The organism is Kitasatospora cheerisanensis KCTC 2395 (genome assembly GCF_000696185.1).
Classification (GTDB): Bacteria; Actinomycetota; Actinomycetes; order Streptomycetales; family Streptomycetaceae; genus Kitasatospora; species Kitasatospora cheerisanensis.
Genome location: NZ_KK853997.1, coordinates 814,174 through 832,072, shown reverse-complemented (window position 1 = coordinate 832,072; position 17,899 = coordinate 814,174). Strand labels below are relative to the sequence as shown.

Below are 17,899 nucleotides of genomic sequence, written 5' to 3'. Positions count from 1 at the left end.
TCGCCGAACGAGCGGTCGACGAGTGGGCGGCTGAAACGGCGTCGGCGCAGTGGTACGGCCGCAGTTGAGCCATACGTTCGCGCGTCAGAGGCCTGCGGATCGGAACTGATTGTGCGTCGCCGTGAGTGCACGGGTGCGTAGTCAGGGGTCCGGGTGTCAGGTCACTCGGGCGGTAGGACGTTCGCGAGTGGCAGGCCCTCGAAGAAGGCGACTGCGTCTTCGCGCCAGTGCGGGCGCCAGGTGCGGGCCTCGGTGCGGGCGGCGTCGGCGTGGCGGTGCATGGCGGCGCGGAGCTTGGCGTCCACGCCCAGGTGGCGGGCCAGGTCGCGGAGGCGGTGGACGGTTTCGGTGGGGGAGTGCGGGTCGCCGAGTGCGGATTCGATCTCGGCCCGCTGGCTGGCGTCCGCGGCGGCGAGCAGGGCGCTGATGGCGTAGCTGCGGCGGCCCGCGCGGAGGTCGGCGCCGGTGGTCTTGCCGGTGGCGGCGTCGTCGCCGAACAGGTCGAGGTAGTCGTCGCGGAGCTGGCCGCCGATGCCGACCAGGGTCGCGTACCGGCGCAGCCGGGCGTCGTGGCGGGCCAGGTCCTCGCCCGCGGCCAGCAGTCCCAGCCGCAGCGGGGCGAGCACGGAGTACCGGGTGGACTTGTACTCGCAGACGGTGTGCAGGAACTCCTCGTCGGGGACGGGCAGGAAGTCGCGTTCGAGGTCGACGATCTGGCCGGTGACCGTCTCGGCGGCGGCGTCGAGCTGCACCTCCAGCATCGCCCGGCGCAGCTCGGCGGGGACGTCGGCGTCCAGCAGGACCCGCATCGAGAGGAAGGCGGCGAGGTCTCCGGCCAGGACGGCCAGTCCGAGGGCGGTGCGGTCGGCGTCCGGGAAGTCCTGGCGGTAGGCGTAGTAGGTGGACGGGCCGCCGCGGCGCCGGGGCGAGTCGTCGATGAGGTCGTCGTGGACGAGCCCGTGCGTCTGGAGCAGTTCGATGCTCAGCGCGGCCTCGGCCAGGCCGGGTACCGGGTCGGTGGTGACCAGTCGGGCGGCCTCGTACAGCAGGGCGACCCGCAGCCGTTTGCCGCCGCGCAGGGAGAGGTCCCGCAGCAGGTCCAGGCAGCGCGGGGTGAAGCGGCTGAGCGGCGGGGTGTCGAGGCGTTCCGGCAGGGTGGCGAAGTACGCCTCGAAGCGGAGGTCGAAGCGGCGCCGGTGTCCGGCGGCTCGTTCGCGGGCGGCTGCCATGATCGTCTCGTTCACGGGGCCCAGCCTCTCATCCGGACGGGCCCGCGCCCTCGGGGACGCCTGGTGGCACTCGGCCCGCGCCTTCGGCGGCGCCCGGCAGGAGTCGGTCCGTACACTCGGCGACGCCCGGCAGGAGCGGTCCTGCCGGGCGTGGCCTTCGTCAACAGGGCTGCGCGGGGCGTCAGTTCCAGATGTCGTTGAGCGGGGTGGCGTACTGGTCGTTCTGGGTCAGGCGGCCGGGCAGGCGCAGGCCGTCCTCGACGGTGCGCAGGATGTTGTAGTGGTTGTACTGGGTGCCGGAGCGGTATCCGGTCCTGGTGAGGCCGGGCGAGCCGGCCACCAGGGTGGGGATGCGCTGGCCGTGGTTGTCGTCGTCCTCGTCGAAGGTGATGACGAGCAGCGAGCGCTGCTGCGTCCAGGCCGGGGAGGCGAACAGCTTCGGCAGGTTGGTCTGCATCCAGGTGTCGCCGGTCGTGACGCTGCAATTGTGCATGGTGTTGCAGCTGTTGGGTTCGAACCAGACGAACTCGGGTGTGGTGGCGGTGGATTGCAGGTCGGACCAGAGCCGGGTGATCGGCTGGAGCTTGTCCTGGCAGCGGGCCGCGTCGCCGGTGACGTCCTTGAAGTAGACGAACGGCACGTTGTCCGCGTCGTAGTTGCCGTTGGAGCTCAGGTTGCAGGGCGACTTCATGTCCTCGACGTAGCCGCGCCAGGACTTGCCGGCCTGCTCCACCAGGTTGCCGAGGTGCGGTCCGGTGACCGCCCCGGTCAGTGCGGGGTAGGGGTTGTCGGTCCGGCCGAAGGTCGAACCACCGGCCACCGCAAGGTAGTTGGGGTCACTGGGGTGCACCAGGCCGTAGGACTGGGTGAGCGTGACGTTGCTGTTCGCCAGCTGGGTCAGGTAGGGCGCCGCGGAGTTGCCGAGCACCTGGTCGAAGGACCTGTTCTCCAGCATCACGAAGAACACGTGGTCCAGCGCGGGGACTTGGGAGGTGGCGGGGCCGGCCCGGCGGGCGCGGGGACGGGGGCCGAGATGGTCAGCGAGAGGTTGTCCGCGTAGGCGTCGTTGTACGCCTTGCCGGTGCGGCTCGCCTCGCGGGTCAGCTGGAGCGCGAGGCCGATGCTGCGGGTGCCGGCGGGCAGGGTGCCGGTGGCGGTGCGCTGGAGCAGGGCCGTGGACAGGCCGCGGTCGGTGGCGCCGACCGGCCCGATCCGGCCGGTGCCGAGGGCGGCTCCGGTGCCGCTCAGGAAGGTCGCGGTGAGGGTGGCGGTGGAGTTCTCCGAGGCGTAACCGCCCAGCCAGCCCGAGAGGTTGTAGGTCACGCCGCCGGCGTCGATCCGGGCGGCCGCCGCCGACACGTCGGCGGTCTGGGTGAGCGTCGAGCTGCCGACCGGGCCGCCGGAGAAGAACGCGCCGCCGCGGTTGCCCGGGCCGGCGGTGCCGCTCGACGGGAAGCCGTTCGGCGCGCCGTACGCCACGGCGGTCGGCACGCCGGCGGCCTGCCAGCCCGGGAGCGTCACGGCGTCGTATCCGCTGACGGAGGCGTCCGCGCACTCGGCGTCCCCGTTGACGATCAGGTTGGGGCTGTCGGCGCCGGGCGCGGTGACGGAGAAGCGGGCGGGCCGGGCGAGCGCCGTGTAGCCGTCCGCGGCCAGGTAGTCGGCGACGTACGCGCCCGGGGCGAGCGCGTCGGTGGCGAGCGTCACCGTGCCGGTGCCGTTCGGGGCGTAGGCCCAGACGAGCGCCGGACTCCCGCCCGGCTGCGTGCCGTTGTCGGGGTAGACGCCGATCCAGTTGGTCGGGGACACCTGGGCGGTGCCGTAGGAGGCGGTCACCGGCGCGCCCTGCGGGGCGGTGGCCCGGCCGAGGCACAGCATGCTGTTCTGGGTGCCGAGTTCGGTCGCGGAGGTCACGGTGAACAGCACCGGCGAGGCCAGCGGCGTGTAGCCGTTGTCGGCGAGCAGGTAGGCCAGGTAGCTGCCGGGCTGCAGCGAGCCCGCCGCCACCGTCACCGTGCCGCTGCTGTTCGGGGCGTACGTCCAGGCCAGCGAGGCGGTCCCGCTGCCGGGGCCCTTGGCGGGGTCGGTGGAGTAGATGCCGACCCAGTTGGTGGACGAGGCCCGGGCGGTGCTGTACGTGACCGCCAGCGCCGAGGTCCGGCCCTGGACGTAGCTGGTGGCGGGCAGGCCGATCGAGCTGCCCGCGGCCGTGGCCGGGGTCGAGACGGCGGGTGCGAGCAGCGCCACGACGGCGAGCAGCAGCAGGTGCAGCCGTCGATGGCGTCGGCGTGCGGACGACTTCCGCATGGGAATCGGTCTCCTGAGGGTGGGAGGGGTGGGCGGGGCGCGCGCCAGGATGGCAGTCCGGACGCCGCGCGCTCAAGGAGTGCCGGCTGTCGGTTCGAGCAACATTGCGGGGCGACGGGATGAAGAGTTGTTCGGCCAACTGGCGTGCGCCGGCGGCCCGGTGCGTCCACCGTCCGGTGGGAGGCGGGCACCCCGGGCCGCCCCCGGAGCCGTCTCGTACCGGCCGGTAGCGGCCCGTCAATTCTCGTGCGGAGAAAGCTCGTTGGTAAGATGGCGCCCCGGGCCGGCGGGCCTCGTCGGAGTGCCGTGGTGCGGAGGCCGTCCGCCGGGAAGGCGGAAGAGTCGGGCTCGCGCAATGTGGCCGGCGACCAGCGTGCGGTCAAGTGCTCTGTGCAATGGAGCTATTGAGCCGCCGTCAGCGCCGCCGGAAGGATCCGCGGCTATGACTGCACGCGTAAACCTTCTGTCGCGGCGGCTGCTCGCCCCGCTGCGGTGGGCCGCCCTGTTGTCGGTGCTGGTGTCGGTCGGCGTGTTCTTCGCCGGCGCCCAGGCGGCCCGGGCCGCGCCCGCCTGCGGGGTGCTGTCCACCGGTGCGGCCTCGCAGGCGACCGCCGCCGTCCGGTCCGCCTGCGGGCTGATCGGCACCCCGTACTCGTGGGGCGGCGGCCACGGCTCGCAGCCCGGACCCACCTACGGGCTCTGCGACTCGTCCAACGGCGCCCCCAACGACTGCAACGTCCGCGGCCTGGACTGCTCCGGCATGGTCCGCTACGCCTACTACCTGGCGGTCGGCGAGGACGTCATCAACGGCACCACCCGGACCCAGTGGCCGACCTCCAGGGCCGTCGCCCGCTACTACCGGGCCGACGGCACCGCGCCGCTGCTCCCCGGCGACCTGGTGTTCTTCGGCAACACCGCCTCCACCATCCACCACGTGGCGATGTACCTGGGGCAGGGCTGGATCGTCGAGGCCCCGTACTCCGGCGGCTACGTCCAGGTGGCGGCGCTCTCCTCGCACGGCGACTACTACGGCGCGATCCGGCTGTACGGGGCGGGCAACTCCACCCCGCCGCCGAACCCGCCCCCGGCGGGCGGCGGACAGTACTGGGTGGACACCTTCGCCAACGCGCCGGTGTACGGCTCGCCGACCTCCACCACCAGCACCGGCACGCTGTACCAGGGCACCAACTACGTGTACTGCAAGGCCTGGGGGCGTGAGGTGTCGAGCGGGGCGAGCTTCAACCACTGGTGGTTGAAGACGGATCCGGACGTCGGCCCGGCGGGTCAGTGGGTGTCGGCGTTCTACCTCTCCAAGTGGGGCAACGACGTCGCGAAGGACAACAGCGGCACCACCGTCCCCGACTGCTCGGGCAGCAGCACCCCGCCCCCGAGCGGCAAGTACTGGGTGGACACCTTCACCAACGCGGCGGTGTACGCCTCCCCGACCGCCACCGGCGCGAGCGCCACCGGCACGCTGTACCAGGGCACCAACTACGTGTACTGCAAGGCCTGGGGGCGTGAGGTGTTGAGCGGGGCGAGCTTCAACCACTGGTGGTTGAAGACGGATCCGGACGTCGGCCCGGCGGGTCAGTGGGTGTCGGCGTTCTACCTGTCCAGGTGGGGCAACGACACGGCCAAGGACAACAACGGCACCGTCATCCCCAACTGCTAGCACCGCGGCGGCAGTTCTCCGCTCCCAGGCCCGGCGGGGTCCGGGAGCGGAGGGGCCGGTGACGGGTGCTCAGCTGTCGAAGCCGAGGCCGAAGCGGTCGAGGGTGCGGAGCCAGAGGTTGCGATGGCCGCGGTTGGCGTCGGCGCGGGTGAGGGCCCACTGGGTGATGCCGATGCCGATCGAACGGGCCGGCTCGGGCGGGAACGGCAGCGGCTTGCGGCGGACCATCTCCAGCGCGGTGCGTTCGGTGCGGGCGCCCTCCAGCAGGTCGAGCATCACCTCGGCCCCGAAGCGGGTGGCGCCGACGCCGAGGCCGGTGAACCCGGCCGCGTAGGCGACCCGGCCGTCGTGGGAGAGGTCGAAGAAGGCGCTGAACCGGGTGCAGGTGTCGATGGCCCCGCCCCAGGCGTGGCTGAACCGGACGTCCGCCAGCTGCGGGAAGGTCTGGAAGAAGTGCCGGGCGAGGGTGGCGAAGGTCTCCGGCCGCTGGTCGCGTTCGGCGCTCACCCCGCCGCGGAACGTGTGGACCACGTCGTAGCCGCCGAACAGGATCCGGTTGTCGGCCGACAGCCGGACGTAGTGGAAGTGGTTGGCGCTGTCGGCGAACCCCTGGCGGTTGCGCCAGCCCACCGAGGCGAGCTGCTGCTCCGTCAGCGGCTCGGTCATCAGCGCGTAGTCGTACACCGGCACGGTGTACGGGCGGTGGCGGCGCAGCAGCGAGGGGAAGGCGTTGGTGGCCAGCGCCACCCGGCGGGCGCCGACGCGGCCGTACGGGGTGCGGACGGTGATGCCGTGCGGGGAGTCGGTGAGGCCGGTCGCGCGGGTGTGCTCGAAGATCCGCACGCCCTGGTCGAGGCAGGCCGGCGCAGGCCCCAGGCGAGGCGGGCGGGGTTGAGCATGGCGACGCCCTCGCGGTCCCAGAGGGCGCCGAGGAACGTGGGGGAGTCGATCTCGGCGCGCACGGCGTCCTGGTCGAGGAGGTCGAGCCGGCTGCCGTACCGGGCGGCGAGTTCGGCGAACTCCGCGAGGCCGTCGGCCTGGTAGGGCTCGGTGGCGACGACGAGGGAGCCGGTGCGCTCCCAGTCGCAGTCGATGCCGTGGCGCCCGATGCTGTCCTCCATGGCCTGGAGGTTGGCCGCGCCGAGCCGCTCCAGCGTGCCGAGTTCGTCGGGCCAGCGCTGGTACCCGTTGGCGAGGCCGTGGGTGAGGCTGGCCTCGCAGAAGCCGCCGTTGCGGCCGGAGGCGGCCCAGCCGGCCTGCTGGGCCTCGATCAGGACGACGTCCAGCGAGGGGTCGCGCTCCTTGGCGATGAGCGCGGTCCACAGTCCGCTGTAGCCGCCGCCGACCACCAGCAGGTCGCAGCGCACGTCGCCGACCAGGGCGGAGGCGGCGTCGGGACGGGCCGGGTCGTCGAGCCAGAACGGAACGGGCTGGGCGTCCTTCAGGGCGCGGACGGGATCGGCCATGGGGGTGGCTCCTTCTGTGCCTGGCTGCGGTGCGCGGAGGTCGGGCCTCCGTGGACCGCCATCAGACCCTCGGGCCGCCATGAACGTCAATGCCGTTGACATAAGGCGCCGGCCGTCCGGTCAGGCGCGGCCCGCGCGATCGCCGCCGGCCGCACGCCCGCGGGCCGCCGGGCCGCCCGGCCCGCGCGCGGCCAGGCTGGAGGCGCGGAGCTCCAACCGGGTGGGGACGACGGCGCCGGTCGGCTCCCGGCTGCCGCTCTCCAGCGCGGCCATCAGCAGCTCGATGCCCTTCTCCGCGATGAGCGCGGGCCGGAGGCTGAGCGTGGTGACGGGCGGGTGGGTGTGCGCGGCGGAGGCGTCCTCGCTCGCGCAGACCAGCAGCAGGTCCTCGGGAACCCGGAGCCCCGCCCGGTGGACCGCGTCCAGGACCAGCGGCGGGCTGGCCTCGGCGAGGACGAACAGCGCGTCGGGGCCGGTGCCGGGGCCGGCAAGCAGGTCCTCGACGGCGGCGACCACCGCGCCGTCGCCGGGCCCGCCGGTGTGCACCAGGCGGGGCGGCGTGCCGTGCCCGCCGCACCACCGCCGGTAGCTGTCGGTGACGGCGCGGTGGAAGCGGGTGACGGTGCCGGGCAGCACCACGGCGGGCCGTCGCGCGCCCTGTTCCCGCAGGTGGTCGAGGACTTCGCGGACCGCCGCGTCGGCGTCCACGTCCACCCAGTGGGTGCCGGGACGGCCCTCCACGGAGCGGTCGGTGAACAGCGGGATGCCGGCGGCGACGAAGTCCTCGACGAGCGGATCGTCGTCGAGCGGGTCGGCGACGATCGCGGCGTCCAGCGGCAGGTCGGCCCATTCCTCGGGCCCGCAGCGGGCGGGCAGCAGGACCAGCGCGTATCCGTGCCGCAGCGCCGCGGTGGCGGTGGCGCTGGTGAGTTGGGCGAAGTAGGGCGAGGACATGTACGAGCCCGGCTCGTTCGCGAACTCGCCGACGACGTAGCCGATCAGCCGGGCGTGGCCGGCCCGCAGCAGCCGGGCGGTGGCGTTGGGCCGGTAGCCGAGCCGGCGGGCGGCCTCGCGGGCGCGTTCGCGCACGGCGTCGGACATCCGGCCGGTGCCGTTGAGCGCGGCGGAGACGGTGGTCTTGGACAGGCCGGCCTCGCGGGCCACGTCGACCAGGCGGATCCGGAGGGCGGCGGCCGGGCCGCCGCGGCGCGGGGTGTCGGTCATGCGCAGATGCTGCCAGTCCGCGCGGCCTCCCGTCAGCAGCCGCGACCGCTGAAAAATCGTTCCCGCACGAGGCTTGTGCGGGAACGTTCCCGCATCAATACTCCACTCCAACTTCCACGAAGAATCCCAGCCCCCACGAATCAGAAAGGGGTGGCTTCGCCGTGCGCGGACTTCCGCAGCTCTCCCGATCCACCGCCTTGCTCGCCGCGGCCCTCCTGGTCGCGACGACCGCGACCGCCTGTTCCGGCGCCACCGCCAAGCACCCCGACGCCGGCTCCGGCCAGCAGGTCACCGCGCTCACGCCGGCGGCCAAGGGCCCGCTGCCGTCGTTCAGTTGGTCGCTCTACGCGGAGCCGCAGTCGCTCGACTACGCGCTCGCCTACGACTACCCGCCGAACACCGTGCTGGCCAACGTCTGCGAACAACTCTTCCGCGTCACACCGGACTTGAAGATCGAACCCGGGCTCGCCCTGAGCTCCGCCAACCCGGACCCGCTGACCTGGGTGTACACCCTGCGCCAGGGCGTGAAGTTCCACGACGGCGCGACGATGACCGCCGACGACGTGGTGGCCTCGCTGAACCGCCAGATGGACCCGGCCACCGGCTCCTCCTGGGCCAGCGCCTTCAAGAACGTCGCCTCGATCGCCGCGTCCGGCCCGCTCGAAGTCACGATCAGGCTCACCAAGCCCGACGTGCTGCTCAACGAACTGCTCGCCGCCTCGCCCGGCACCATCGAGAGCGCCGCCTACCTCGCCAAGGCCGGCAAGGAGTACGGCAGCCCGCAGGGCGGGATCGACTGCACCGGCCCGTACGCGATCGACAGCTGGGCGCAGGGCGAGAGCATCACCCTGCGGAAGAACCCGGCCTACTGGGACAACTCCCTCGCCCCGAAGGCCGACAGCGTGAAGTTCGTGTTCATCGCGGACCCAGCGGCCCGCGCCAACGGCTGGCTCTCCGGCGCCGTCGACGGCGGCTACATGGTGCCGTCCGCCTCGATGGCGCAGCTCCAGGGCACCTCGCAGGGCAAGGTCTGGTTCGGCCCCAACACCGCCGCCGCCGACCTCGCCGTGCTCAATCTCCAGGGCGCCATGGGCGATCCGAAGGTCCGCCGGGCGCTGTCCATGGCGCTGGACCGCGACGGCATCGTCGCGTCCGCCGCCGGCGGCATCGGCGTCCCCGCCAAGGCCCCCGCCGCGCAAGGGGCCTGGGCCCTCGCACCGGAGCGCACCGCCGGCTACTACGCCGCCCTGCCCGCCCCGGTCCACGACGTCGAGGGCGCCCGCAAGCTCGTCCAGGAGGCGGGCGCGACCGGCAGGAAGGTGGTGATGGCGACCAGTACGCTCGCCCCCGAGATCAGCGTCGTCGGCAACGCCGTCCAGGCCGCCGGGAAGCAGATCGGCCTGGACGTCGAACTCAAGCCGGTCTCCCCGGACGCCTACTCGGCGCTGTTCACCGACCCCGCCGCGCGGGCCGGCATCGACCTGGTCGTCACCAACGGCTACGACAACACCCCGGACCCGCTGGAGTTCTACCAGTCCCTGCACACCGGCGACTTCGGCAACTACGCGAACTGGTCGAACCCCGAGTTCGACGCCCTCTACGACCGGGCCGTCGCCGCCACCGACCCCGGCGTCCGCGCCGACCTCACCGCCCAGCTCCAGCAGATCGCCGTCCGCGAGCTGCCGTCCATCCCGCTGTACGAGGCGCCGTTCTCGGTCTTCCTCGGCAGCAAGGTGACCGGCGCCCCCGCCGGCATCGCCCAGCTCTACTACCCGTGGGCCGCGACCGTCGGATCCGCCCGCTGATGGCCCGCTACCTGCTCGGCCGGCTCCTCGGGCTGGCCGCGGTGCTGCTGGTGACGTCCTTCCTCGTCTTCAGCGCCGTCCACCTCGCCCCCGGAGACCCGGTGTCCTTCCTGCTCAAGGGCCACCCGGCGACACCCGAGGCCAGGGCCGCGATCGCCGCCCAGTACCACCTGGACCGGCCCTTCCTGGTGCAGTACCTGACGTGGCTCGGCAACGTGCTGCACGGCGACTTCGGCCGCTCGGTGCAGTTCCGCCAGGACGTCGGCCCGCTGATCGGCTCCCGGCTGCCCGGCACCGCGCTGCTGATCGGGTACGCGGCAGTGCTGGTCTGCGTCGGCGGCGTGCTGACCGGCGTCCTCGCCGCGCTGCGCCCCGGCCTCGTCGACCGGGCGGTGCTGATCGGCACCGGCGTGGCCACCGCCACCCCGCCGTTCGTCAGCGCGATCGCCCTGGTCTCGCTGTTCGCCGTCCAGCTCGGCTGGTTCCCCGGCCCCGGCTCCACGGGCACCGGACTCGGCGGCCGGCTCTACCACCTGACGCTGCCGGCCGTCGCCCTCGCCGTCACCCTCGCCGGGCTGCTCGCCCGGGTGACCCGCTCGGCGATGCTGGAGCAACTCGCGCGCGAGCACGTCGAAGTGGCGCGCTCGCGCGGCGTCCCGGAACGCACGGTGATCCGCCGGCACGTGCTGCGCGGCGCGCTCGGCCCGATCGTCACCGTCGGCGGCACCACGCTGGCCGGACTGCTGGTCAGCACCTCGATCGTGGAGAGCGCGTTCAACGTGACCGGCGTCGGCCAGCTGCTGGTGCAGTCCGTGACCGCGAAGGACTTCCCGGTCGTGCAGGCCGTCACCCTGCTGACCGTCCTCGGCTTCGTCCTGGTCAACCTGGCCGTCGACCTGCTCGGCCCGCTGATCGACCCGCGGGTGTCGCCGGCGACGGGAGGCGCGGCATGAGCGCCGTCCTCACTCCCGCGGTGCGCCGCCCGCTGCTGCGCCGGCTCCGGCCGCTCGGCAACGGCCCGCTGTTCACCGTCGCCGTGCTGGTGCTCGGCGTGCTCGTCCTGGTCGCCGCGCTGGCGCCGCTGATCGCCCCGTACGACCCGGAGGCGCTGGACCTGCGGTCCTCGCTGGTCGGCAGCAGCGCCGACCACCTGCTCGGCACCGACCAGTCCGGCCGGGACGTGCTGTCCCGGCTGCTGTACGGCGCCCGCACCGGGCTGCTCGGCCCGCTGCTGGTGGTCGGCCTCTCCACGGCCGGCGGCCTGCTGCTGGGCACGGTGGCCGGCTGGCGCGGCGGCTGGGCGGACGCCGTGCTGTCCCGGCTGATGGACCTGGTCTTCTCCGTCCCCGGACTGCTGGTGGCGATCATGTTCGTGGCCGTCGCCGGGCCGGGCCTGACCGCCCCGGTGATCGCCATGGCCGTCGCCTACACCCCGTACGTGGGCCGCCTGGTGCACGGGCTCGCCCGGCAGGAGAAGGCCCGGCCGTACCTGGAGTCGTACCGGGTGCAGGGCTGGTCCGGCTGGACGATCTGCGTCCGGCACCTGCTGCCCAACATCGCGCCGACGGTGCTCGCGCAGTCGGCGATCAACTTCGGCTACGCGCTGATGGACCTCGCCGCGCTGTCCTTCCTCGGCTTCGGCGTGCAGCCGCCCGCCGCCGACTGGGGCGCGATGATCAACGACGGCGAGTCGGCGCTCCAGCAGGGCGCGACGATGCCCGCGCTCGCACCTTCGGTGTGCATCGTGCTCGCCGTGGTGGCCTTCGGAATCGTCGGCGAGGGCATCGCCGACCGGCTCGCACGACGGGAGCGCTGAGATGACCCCAGCCCTGTTGGAGATCGACGGGCTCAGCGTCCGGCTGCCCGCGGCCCGGGCCGCCCGGCCCATCCTGGACGGCGTCTCGCTGAGCGTCGCCGCCGGGGAGACGGTCGGGCTGGTCGGCGAGTCCGGCTCCGGCAAGTCCGTCGCCTGCCGCAGCGTCCTCGGCCTGCTGCCGCAGGGCGCCGGCGCCGAGGGGCAGGTCCGGGTGGGCGGCCGGGACGTGCTCACCCTGGACCGCACCGCCCTGCGCGAACTCCGGTCCCGCAAGGTCGCCATGGTGTTCCAGGACCCGCGCGCCGCCGTCGACCCGCTGCACCGGATCGGCGACTTCCTCACCGAGGGCCTGCGCGCCGCCGGCGTCCCCGCCGACCGGGCCACCGCCCGGGCGGCCGAACTCCTCGACGCCGTCGGCATCGAGGACCCGCGGGCCGCGATGCGCCGCCGCCCGCACGAGTTCTCCGGCGGCATGCTGCAACGCGTGGTCATCGCCGCCGCACTCGCCGGCGAACCCGACCTGCTGATCGCCGACGAACCCACCACGGCCCTGGACGTCACCACCCAGGCCGAGGTGATCGCCGTCCTCACCCGGCTCCAGGCCGAACGCGGCACCGGACTGCTGTTCGTCACCCACGACCTGGAACTCGCGGCCGCCGTCTGCGACCGGATCCACGTCATGTACGCCGGGCGGATCGTCGAGACCCGGGCCACCGACGAACTGTTCGCACGCCCGCGCCACCCCTACACCGCCGGACTGCTCGCCTGCACCCCGCGGATCGACCCCGGCGCCCCGCCGCCGAGGCCCGTCCCGGGCCGGCCGCTCTCGCTCGCCGAGGCGCCGGCCGGCTGCGCGTTCGCCGCGCGCTGCGCCTTCGCCGAGCCGCGCTGCTCGGCCGAGACGCCCGCGCTCCGCCCGCACGGCGACGGCCTCGCCGCCTGTCTGCGCGCCGACGAAGGGATCCTGGCATGAGCGGACCGACCGGACTGGTGGTCGAGGGCCTCCGCAAGGGCTTCGGCGGCCGCACCGTGGTGGACGGGGTGTCCTTCACCCTGCCGCCCGGCGGCTCGCTCGGGATCGTCGGCGAGTCCGGGTGCGGCAAGACCACGACCGCCCGGATGCTCGTCGGACTGGAGCGGGCCGACGGCGGAACCGTCCACCTGGACGGCGTGGACCGCTCGATGCGGCCGCGCGGTCGCGCCGGGCGGCTGGAGCGGGCCCGCGGCATCCAACTGGTCTTCCAGGACCCGTACGTGTCGCTCGACCCGCGGATCCCGGTCGGCGCGTGCATCGAGGAGGTGCGGCGGCTGCACTTCCCGCTCGACCGGGCGGACCGGCGCCACCGGGTCGCCGAACTCCTCGACCAGGTCGGCCTCGGCGAGCGCGAGGCCGCCGAGCTGCCCCGTCGGCTCTCCGGCGGGCAGCGCCAACGCGTCGCCATCGCACGGGCGTTGGCCGCCGAGCCGAAGGTGCTGATCCTGGACGAGGCGGTGGCCGCGCTCGACGTGTCGATCCAGGCGCAGATCCTGGACCTGCTCGCCGGGATCCGCCGCGCGTCCGGGGTCGCCTTCCTGTTCGTCAGCCACGACCTCGCGGTGGTGCGGCACCTGACCGAGGAGGTCGCGGTGCTGCGGGGCGGGCGGGTGGTCGAGACCGGGCCGACCGTCCGGGTGCTGACCGAGCCGCAACACCCGTACACCCGGCTCCTGTTGGACTCCGTCCCCCGGCGCGGGTGGGACCCGGGCCGGATCGCGGCGGGCCGCAGGGCGCCGGCCTGAGCCGGCCGGGCCCCTGCTGTGGGGGGAGGGCCCGGCCACCCGGCGGTCCGCGTCAGCCGGCCGGCCGGGCGGCAGGCCGGTGCCGGCGACGGACAGCGCCCGGTAGAGGCGGTCCAGGTAGGCGTGCAGCTGGGCGGGCATGTCCAGCGCCTCCGGGTCGAGCACCCACTGGAGTTGCAGGCCGTCCATCATCGCCAGCAGTTGCCGGGCCTCGGCCGGGCAGTCCAGGTCGGGGCGCAGTTCGCCGCTGTCCACGCCGCGGTGCAGCGACTGCGCGGCGTCCTCGACCAGGGTGCGGTAGCGGCGGGTGAAGAAGGCGTGCGCCGGGTGCTCGGGGTCGCCGGACTCGCCGACCAGGGCGTTGAACATCCGGGTGCGGCCCGGCCGGCGGGCGTTGTGCGCGGTCAGGTCGAGCAGACGGTGGAACCACTCGGCGACGCTGTCGCACTCCTCGGCGAAGAAGCGTTCGGTGTCGTGCTCGTCGCTGGCCTCCAGCACCGACACCAGCAGGGCCTCCTTGGTGCGGAAGTGGTGCAGCAGGCCGCCCTGGGTGATGCCGACGTCCTTGGCGATCCGGGCCAGCGAGGTGGCGTGGAAGCCCCATTGGGCGAAGTGCTCGACGGCGGTGTCCAGGATCCGCGAGCGCCGCTCGTCGCCCACCGCGTAGGTGCCGCGTGCCGTGCCGCGGGTCGTCCCCCTGCCCTTGACGTCCATGACCGCCACCTTAGCCAACGGGTGTGCGCGGCACGGGAGGCGTGTGATCTGGGTCACAGGATGAAAACCTACTACCTACTCGGTTTTCGTGCTTCGCTGTGTTGCGCACCCCGGACGGCGCCCCGAGCCGCTCCGGTCGGCCCACCCGCTCGCCGACCGGAGCAAGAGCCGTGCCTGCCCCGGGCTCCCCCCGAGACTTCCCGCGACGCACGGGACCTGTGGCCACCCAGGAGGCCGGTCATGACCACCACCGACACCGCCGTCGGCGCCCGGAGAACCGGCACCGAGGGTTCGCCCCCGGCCGCCGGGGACCGCCGGCTGATGCCGATGCTCACCCTCGGCAACGCCGCGCTGTACCTGGTCTACCTCGGCGTCGGCGGCGTCCTGCTGCCCGCCCAGATCGAACTGCTCGACCCGGACGGGAAGGTCGGCAGCCTCGGCCTGGTCTCCGGCATCGCCGCCGTGTTCGCCACCCTGCTCAACCCGCTGGCCGGACTGCTCTCCGACCGCTCCCGCCGCCGCAACCCGTGGACCCTGGCCGGCGGCCTCGCCGCCTTCGGCACGCTCGCGCTGCTCGGGCAGGTCCGCACGATCCTGCTGGTCACCGTCGTCTGGTGCCTGGTGCAGGTCGCGATGAACGTCTACCAGGCCGCCCTCACCGCCATCGTCCCCGACCGGGTCCCGGCCGGGCGCCGCGGCCTGGCCTCCGCGATGGTCGGCATCGGCACCCCGATCGGCTCGGTGATCGGCGTCATGCTGGCCACCCGCTACGTCCCGGACTCCCTCGGCACCGGCTACCTGGTGACCGGCGCGGTGATGGCCGTGATCGCCGTGCTGTTCACCGCACTGGTCCGGGAGGAGAAGCTGCCGCCGGTCGAAGCGGTGCCGCTGCGCCGTCAACTGGCCGCCTTCGCCGAGACCTTGAAGGTCGCGGACTTCCGCTGGGCGTTCATCGGCCGGTTCCTGATGATGCTCGGCTTCTTCGCCGTCTCGCTGTTCCAGTTCTACATCCTGCAGGACCACATCGAGCTGCCCGACGGCATGGACGCGGCCGGCGCGCAGGCCGTCCTGGCGCCCGTCGACGCCGTCTCCACGCTGGCCGCCACCGCGCTCGGCGGCTGGCTGTCCGACCGGATCGGGCGGCGCAAGCCGTTCGTCGCGGTCTCCTGCGTGCTGGCCGCGATCACCATGGCCGTCCCCGTGGTGATGCCCGACTGGACCGGCATCCTGCTGTACACCGTGCTCGCCGGGATCGCCTTCGGCTGCTTCATGGCCGTGGACACCGCCCTGGTCACGCTGGTGCTGCCGAGCGCCTCCGACAACGCCCGCGACCTCGGCGTGCTGAACATCGCCAACGCCGGACCGCAGATCCTCGCCCCCTTCGTGGCCTCCCTGGTGGTCGGCCTGGCCGGCTACGACGCCCTCTACCTGGTCGGCGCGCTGATCATCCTGCTCGGGGCGCTCGCGGTGGCGCCCATCAAGACCGTCCGATGAAGATCCGTCCGCCCCGAACCTCCCCGGAGACCGTTGTGCGCACCGCCCCCGCCATTCACCCGTACCAGGACCCGTCCCGGCCCGTCGACGAACGGGTCGCCGACCTGCTGGCCCGGATGACCCTGGAGGAGAAGGCCGGCCTGCTCTTCCACACCATGATCCCGATGCACGCCGACGGCCGGCCGGTCGAGGCCGCGGACGGCGACGACCCCGACTTCCCCGCCGACACCACCGGCCTGATCGGCCGTCAGGGGATCAACCACTTCAACCTGGTCGGCACCGCCGAGCCCCGCCGGCTCGCCGAGTGGCACAACGCCGTGCAGCGGATCGCCGCCGACACCCGGCTCGGCATCCCGGTGACGGTCTCCACCGACCCCCGGCACTCCTTCACCCTCAACATCGGCGCCTCCGTCCGGGCCGGCGCCTTCTCCGCCTGGCCCGAGGCGATCGGCCTGGCCGCCGTCCGCGACCCCGAACTGGTGCACCGCTTCGCCGACATCGCCCGCCAGGAGTACCTGGCCGTCGGCCTGCGGGTCGCCCTGCACCCGCAGATCGACCTCGCCACCGAGCCCCGCTGGTCCCGGCAGCTCGGCACCTTCGGCGCCGACGCCGCCCTCACCTCCGAACTCGTCCGGGCGTACATCCGCGGCTTCCAGGGCGAGCGCCTCGGCCCGGACAGCGTCGCCACCATGGTCAAGCACTTCCCCGGCGGCGGCCCGCAGAAGGACGGCGAGGACCCGCACTTCCCGCACGGCAAGGAACAGGTCTACCCGGGCGGCCTGCGCGAACTGCACCTCGCGCCGTTCCGCGCCGCGATCGCCGCCGGCGCCGCGCAGATGATGCCCTACTACGGCCAGCCGATCGGCACCGACTGGGAGGAGGTCGGCTTCGGCTTCAACCGCGGCGTGGTCACCGGCCTGCTCCGCGAACAGCTCGGCTTCGACGGCATCGTCTGCACCGACTGGGGCCTGCTCAACGACGACGAGATCCTCGGCGAACCCCACCAGGCCCGGGCCTGGGGCGTCGAACACCTCACCGTCGCCGAACGCGCCGCCAAGGCGCTGGACGCCGGCGTCGACCAGTTCGGCGGCGAGGAGTGCCCCGAGGTGGTCGTCGAATTGGTCCGCTCCGGCCGGATCGACGAGGGGCGCATCGACCGGTCCGTCCGCCGGCTGCTGCGCGAGAAGTTCGTCCTCGGCCTGTTCGACGAACGGCGCTTCGTCGACCCCGACGCCGCCGAGGAGACCGTCGGCCGGGCCGACTTCCGCGCCGCCGGGGCCGCCGCCCAGCGCCGCTCGCTCACCGTCCTCACCAACCGCGACCGCACCCTCCCCGTCACCCGGACCGCACCCCGCCTGTACACCGAGGGCCTCGACCCCGCCGCCGTCGCCCGGTACGGCCGCCCGGCCGCCACCCCGGCCGGGGCCGACCTCGCCGTGCTGCGCCTGTTCACCCCGTACGAGCACCGCGAGAACCGCTTCGAGTCGATGTTCCACTCCGGCCGCCTCGACTTCCCTGCGGACGAACTCGCCGCCGTCCTGCGGGTGCTCGACGCCGTGCCGACCGTCGTCCTGATCAACCTCGAACGGCCCGCCGTCATCCCGGAGATCGCCGAACGCGCCGCCGCCGTGATCGCCGACTGGGGCGCCGACGACGAGGCGATGCTCGACGTGGTCTTCGGCCGCGCCCGCGCCGAGGGCCGGCTGCCCTTCGAACTGCCGCGCTCGATGGCCGCCGTCGAAGCCTCCCGCCCGGACGTCCCGCACGACACCGCCGACCCGGTCTTCCCGTTCGGCGCCGGCCTCGACCTGGAAGGACCGCCCGCATGAGACCCGCCGCCCGCAAATCCCTCGCCGCCGCCGCTGCCGTCGCGGCGCTCGCCGGCAGCGTCACCGCCTCCGCCGCCGAGCCCGCCGCCGCAGCCCCGCCCCGCCCGCTGGCCGGCCTGCGCGTGCTGCTCACCAACGACGACTCCGTGCAGGCCGCCAGGCCCTCGAACTCCGACGGCCTCGGCCTGTACGAGGTCCGCCGGGCGCTCTGCGCGGCCGGCGCGGACGTCGTGGTGATGGCGCCCTGGCAGCCGCAGTCCGGCCGGGGCACGGCCGTCAGCAACGGCGGCACCCTCACCCTGAGCCGCCGCGCGGAACTCCCGGCCGGCCACCGGGAGGACTGCGCCGCGGCGCCGTCCGGCGCACCGGTCTACGGGGTCTGCCTCGACGCCGGCCCGTGCGGCCCGGACAGCCCGAGCGCCACCCCCGTCGACACCGTGAAGCTCGCCCTGCGGGCGGGCCTCGCCGCCAAGGCCGGCTGGGCGGACGGCCCCGACCTGGTCGTCGCCGGCATCAACTCCGGCCCCAACGTGAGCGCCCAGGTCAACGACTCCGGCACGGTCG

The 17,899-nt window shown here is 73.7% G+C and carries 13 protein-coding genes and 2 pseudogenes; 9 read left to right on the top strand and 6 right to left on the bottom strand.

Annotation, left to right across the window (positions count from 1 at the left end):
• Window positions 1–161: 161 nt before the first annotated feature.
• The 3 genes from KCH_RS03635 to KCH_RS36760 form a co-directional block, all read right to left on the bottom strand.
• Window positions 162–1,229: a polyprenyl synthetase family protein gene (locus KCH_RS03635; protein WP_035870660.1), complete on the bottom strand. Its 1,068-nt coding sequence runs from the start codon at window positions 1,227–1,229 to the stop codon at window positions 162–164.
• A 181-nt stretch (window positions 1,230–1,410) separates the two neighbouring features.
• Entirely contained in the window at window positions 1,411–2,196 is a 786-nt protein-coding gene (locus tag KCH_RS03630) for an alkaline phosphatase family protein (protein WP_051652699.1), read from the bottom strand.
• The gene (locus KCH_RS36760; RefSeq protein WP_051652698.1) at window positions 2,184–3,536 is read right to left on the bottom strand and encodes a hypothetical protein; all 1,353 of its coding nucleotides are present in this window, start codon (window positions 3,534–3,536) and stop codon (window positions 2,184–2,186) included. The genes KCH_RS03630 and KCH_RS36760 overlap by 13 nt, the downstream gene beginning before the upstream one ends.
• 442 nt (window positions 3,537–3,978) lie before the next feature.
• Here KCH_RS36760 and KCH_RS39075 point away from each other — a divergent pair, with 442 nt between their 5' ends.
• Window positions 3,979–5,208 carry a C40 family peptidase gene (locus KCH_RS39075; protein ID WP_167573986.1) on the top strand — a complete coding sequence of 410 codons (1,230 nt, stop codon included), beginning with the start codon at window positions 3,979–3,981 and terminating at the stop codon, window positions 5,206–5,208.
• A gap of 69 nt (window positions 5,209–5,277) precedes the next feature.
• Here the strand turns inward: KCH_RS39075 and KCH_RS03610 are convergent.
• Both KCH_RS03610 and KCH_RS03605 read right to left on the bottom strand, forming a co-directional pair.
• Window positions 5,278–6,674, bottom strand: a pseudogene (locus tag KCH_RS03610) (NAD(P)/FAD-dependent oxidoreductase).
• Window positions 6,675–6,794: 120 nt separating this feature from the next.
• Window positions 6,795–7,898: a LacI family DNA-binding transcriptional regulator gene (locus KCH_RS03605; RefSeq protein ID WP_035858887.1), complete on the bottom strand. Its 1,104-nt coding sequence runs from the start codon at window positions 7,896–7,898 to the stop codon at window positions 6,795–6,797.
• A 161-nt stretch (window positions 7,899–8,059) separates the two neighbouring features.
• Between KCH_RS03605 and KCH_RS03600 the strand changes: the two genes are divergently transcribed.
• The 5 genes from KCH_RS03600 to KCH_RS03580 are packed head-to-tail and all read left to right on the top strand — an operon-like array spanning window position 8,060 to window position 13,298.
• Window positions 8,060–9,703, top strand: a complete 1,644-nt coding sequence (locus tag KCH_RS03600; RefSeq protein ID WP_035858883.1) for an ABC transporter substrate-binding protein — start codon at window positions 8,060–8,062, stop codon at window positions 9,701–9,703.
• Window positions 9,703–10,656, top strand: a complete 954-nt coding sequence (locus KCH_RS03595) for an ABC transporter permease (protein ID WP_035870650.1) — start codon at window positions 9,703–9,705, stop codon at window positions 10,654–10,656. The genes KCH_RS03600 and KCH_RS03595 overlap by 1 nt, the downstream gene beginning before the upstream one ends.
• A complete protein-coding gene (locus KCH_RS03590) occupies window positions 10,653–11,519 on the top strand; it encodes an ABC transporter permease (protein WP_035858879.1) in 867 nt (288 codons plus the stop codon). The genes KCH_RS03595 and KCH_RS03590 overlap by 4 nt, the downstream gene beginning before the upstream one ends.
• Before the next feature lies 1 nt (window position 11,520).
• Entirely contained in the window at window positions 11,521–12,492 is a 972-nt protein-coding gene (locus KCH_RS03585) for an ABC transporter ATP-binding protein (protein WP_035858875.1), read from the top strand.
• Window positions 12,489–13,298, top strand: a complete 810-nt coding sequence (locus KCH_RS03580; protein WP_035858871.1) for an ABC transporter ATP-binding protein — start codon at window positions 12,489–12,491, stop codon at window positions 13,296–13,298. The genes KCH_RS03585 and KCH_RS03580 overlap by 4 nt, the downstream gene beginning before the upstream one ends.
• Before the next feature lie 117 nt (window positions 13,299–13,415).
• Here the strand turns inward: KCH_RS03580 and KCH_RS39070 are convergent.
• Window positions 13,416–14,012 (bottom strand): annotated as a pseudogene (locus KCH_RS39070) (TetR/AcrR family transcriptional regulator); the annotation flags it as partial.
• 240 nt (window positions 14,013–14,252) lie between these two features.
• Here KCH_RS39070 and KCH_RS03570 point away from each other — a divergent pair.
• The 3 genes from KCH_RS03570 to KCH_RS03560 all read left to right on the top strand — a co-directional run.
• Window positions 14,253–15,506 (top strand): MFS transporter, encoded by a 1,254-nt coding sequence (locus KCH_RS03570; RefSeq protein ID WP_035858863.1) that lies wholly within the window; start codon window positions 14,253–14,255, stop codon window positions 15,504–15,506.
• Complete coding sequence (locus KCH_RS03565; RefSeq protein WP_244305128.1) at window positions 15,503–17,335, top strand: glycoside hydrolase family 3 protein; 1,833 nt, start codon at window positions 15,503–15,505, stop codon at window positions 17,333–17,335. Before KCH_RS03570 ends, KCH_RS03565 begins: the two co-directional genes overlap by 4 nt.
• Window positions 17,332–17,899: 5'/3'-nucleotidase SurE (locus KCH_RS03560; RefSeq protein WP_035858860.1), on the top strand; the 568-nt coding region annotated here is incomplete at its 3' end. The genes KCH_RS03565 and KCH_RS03560, both read left to right, overlap by 4 nt.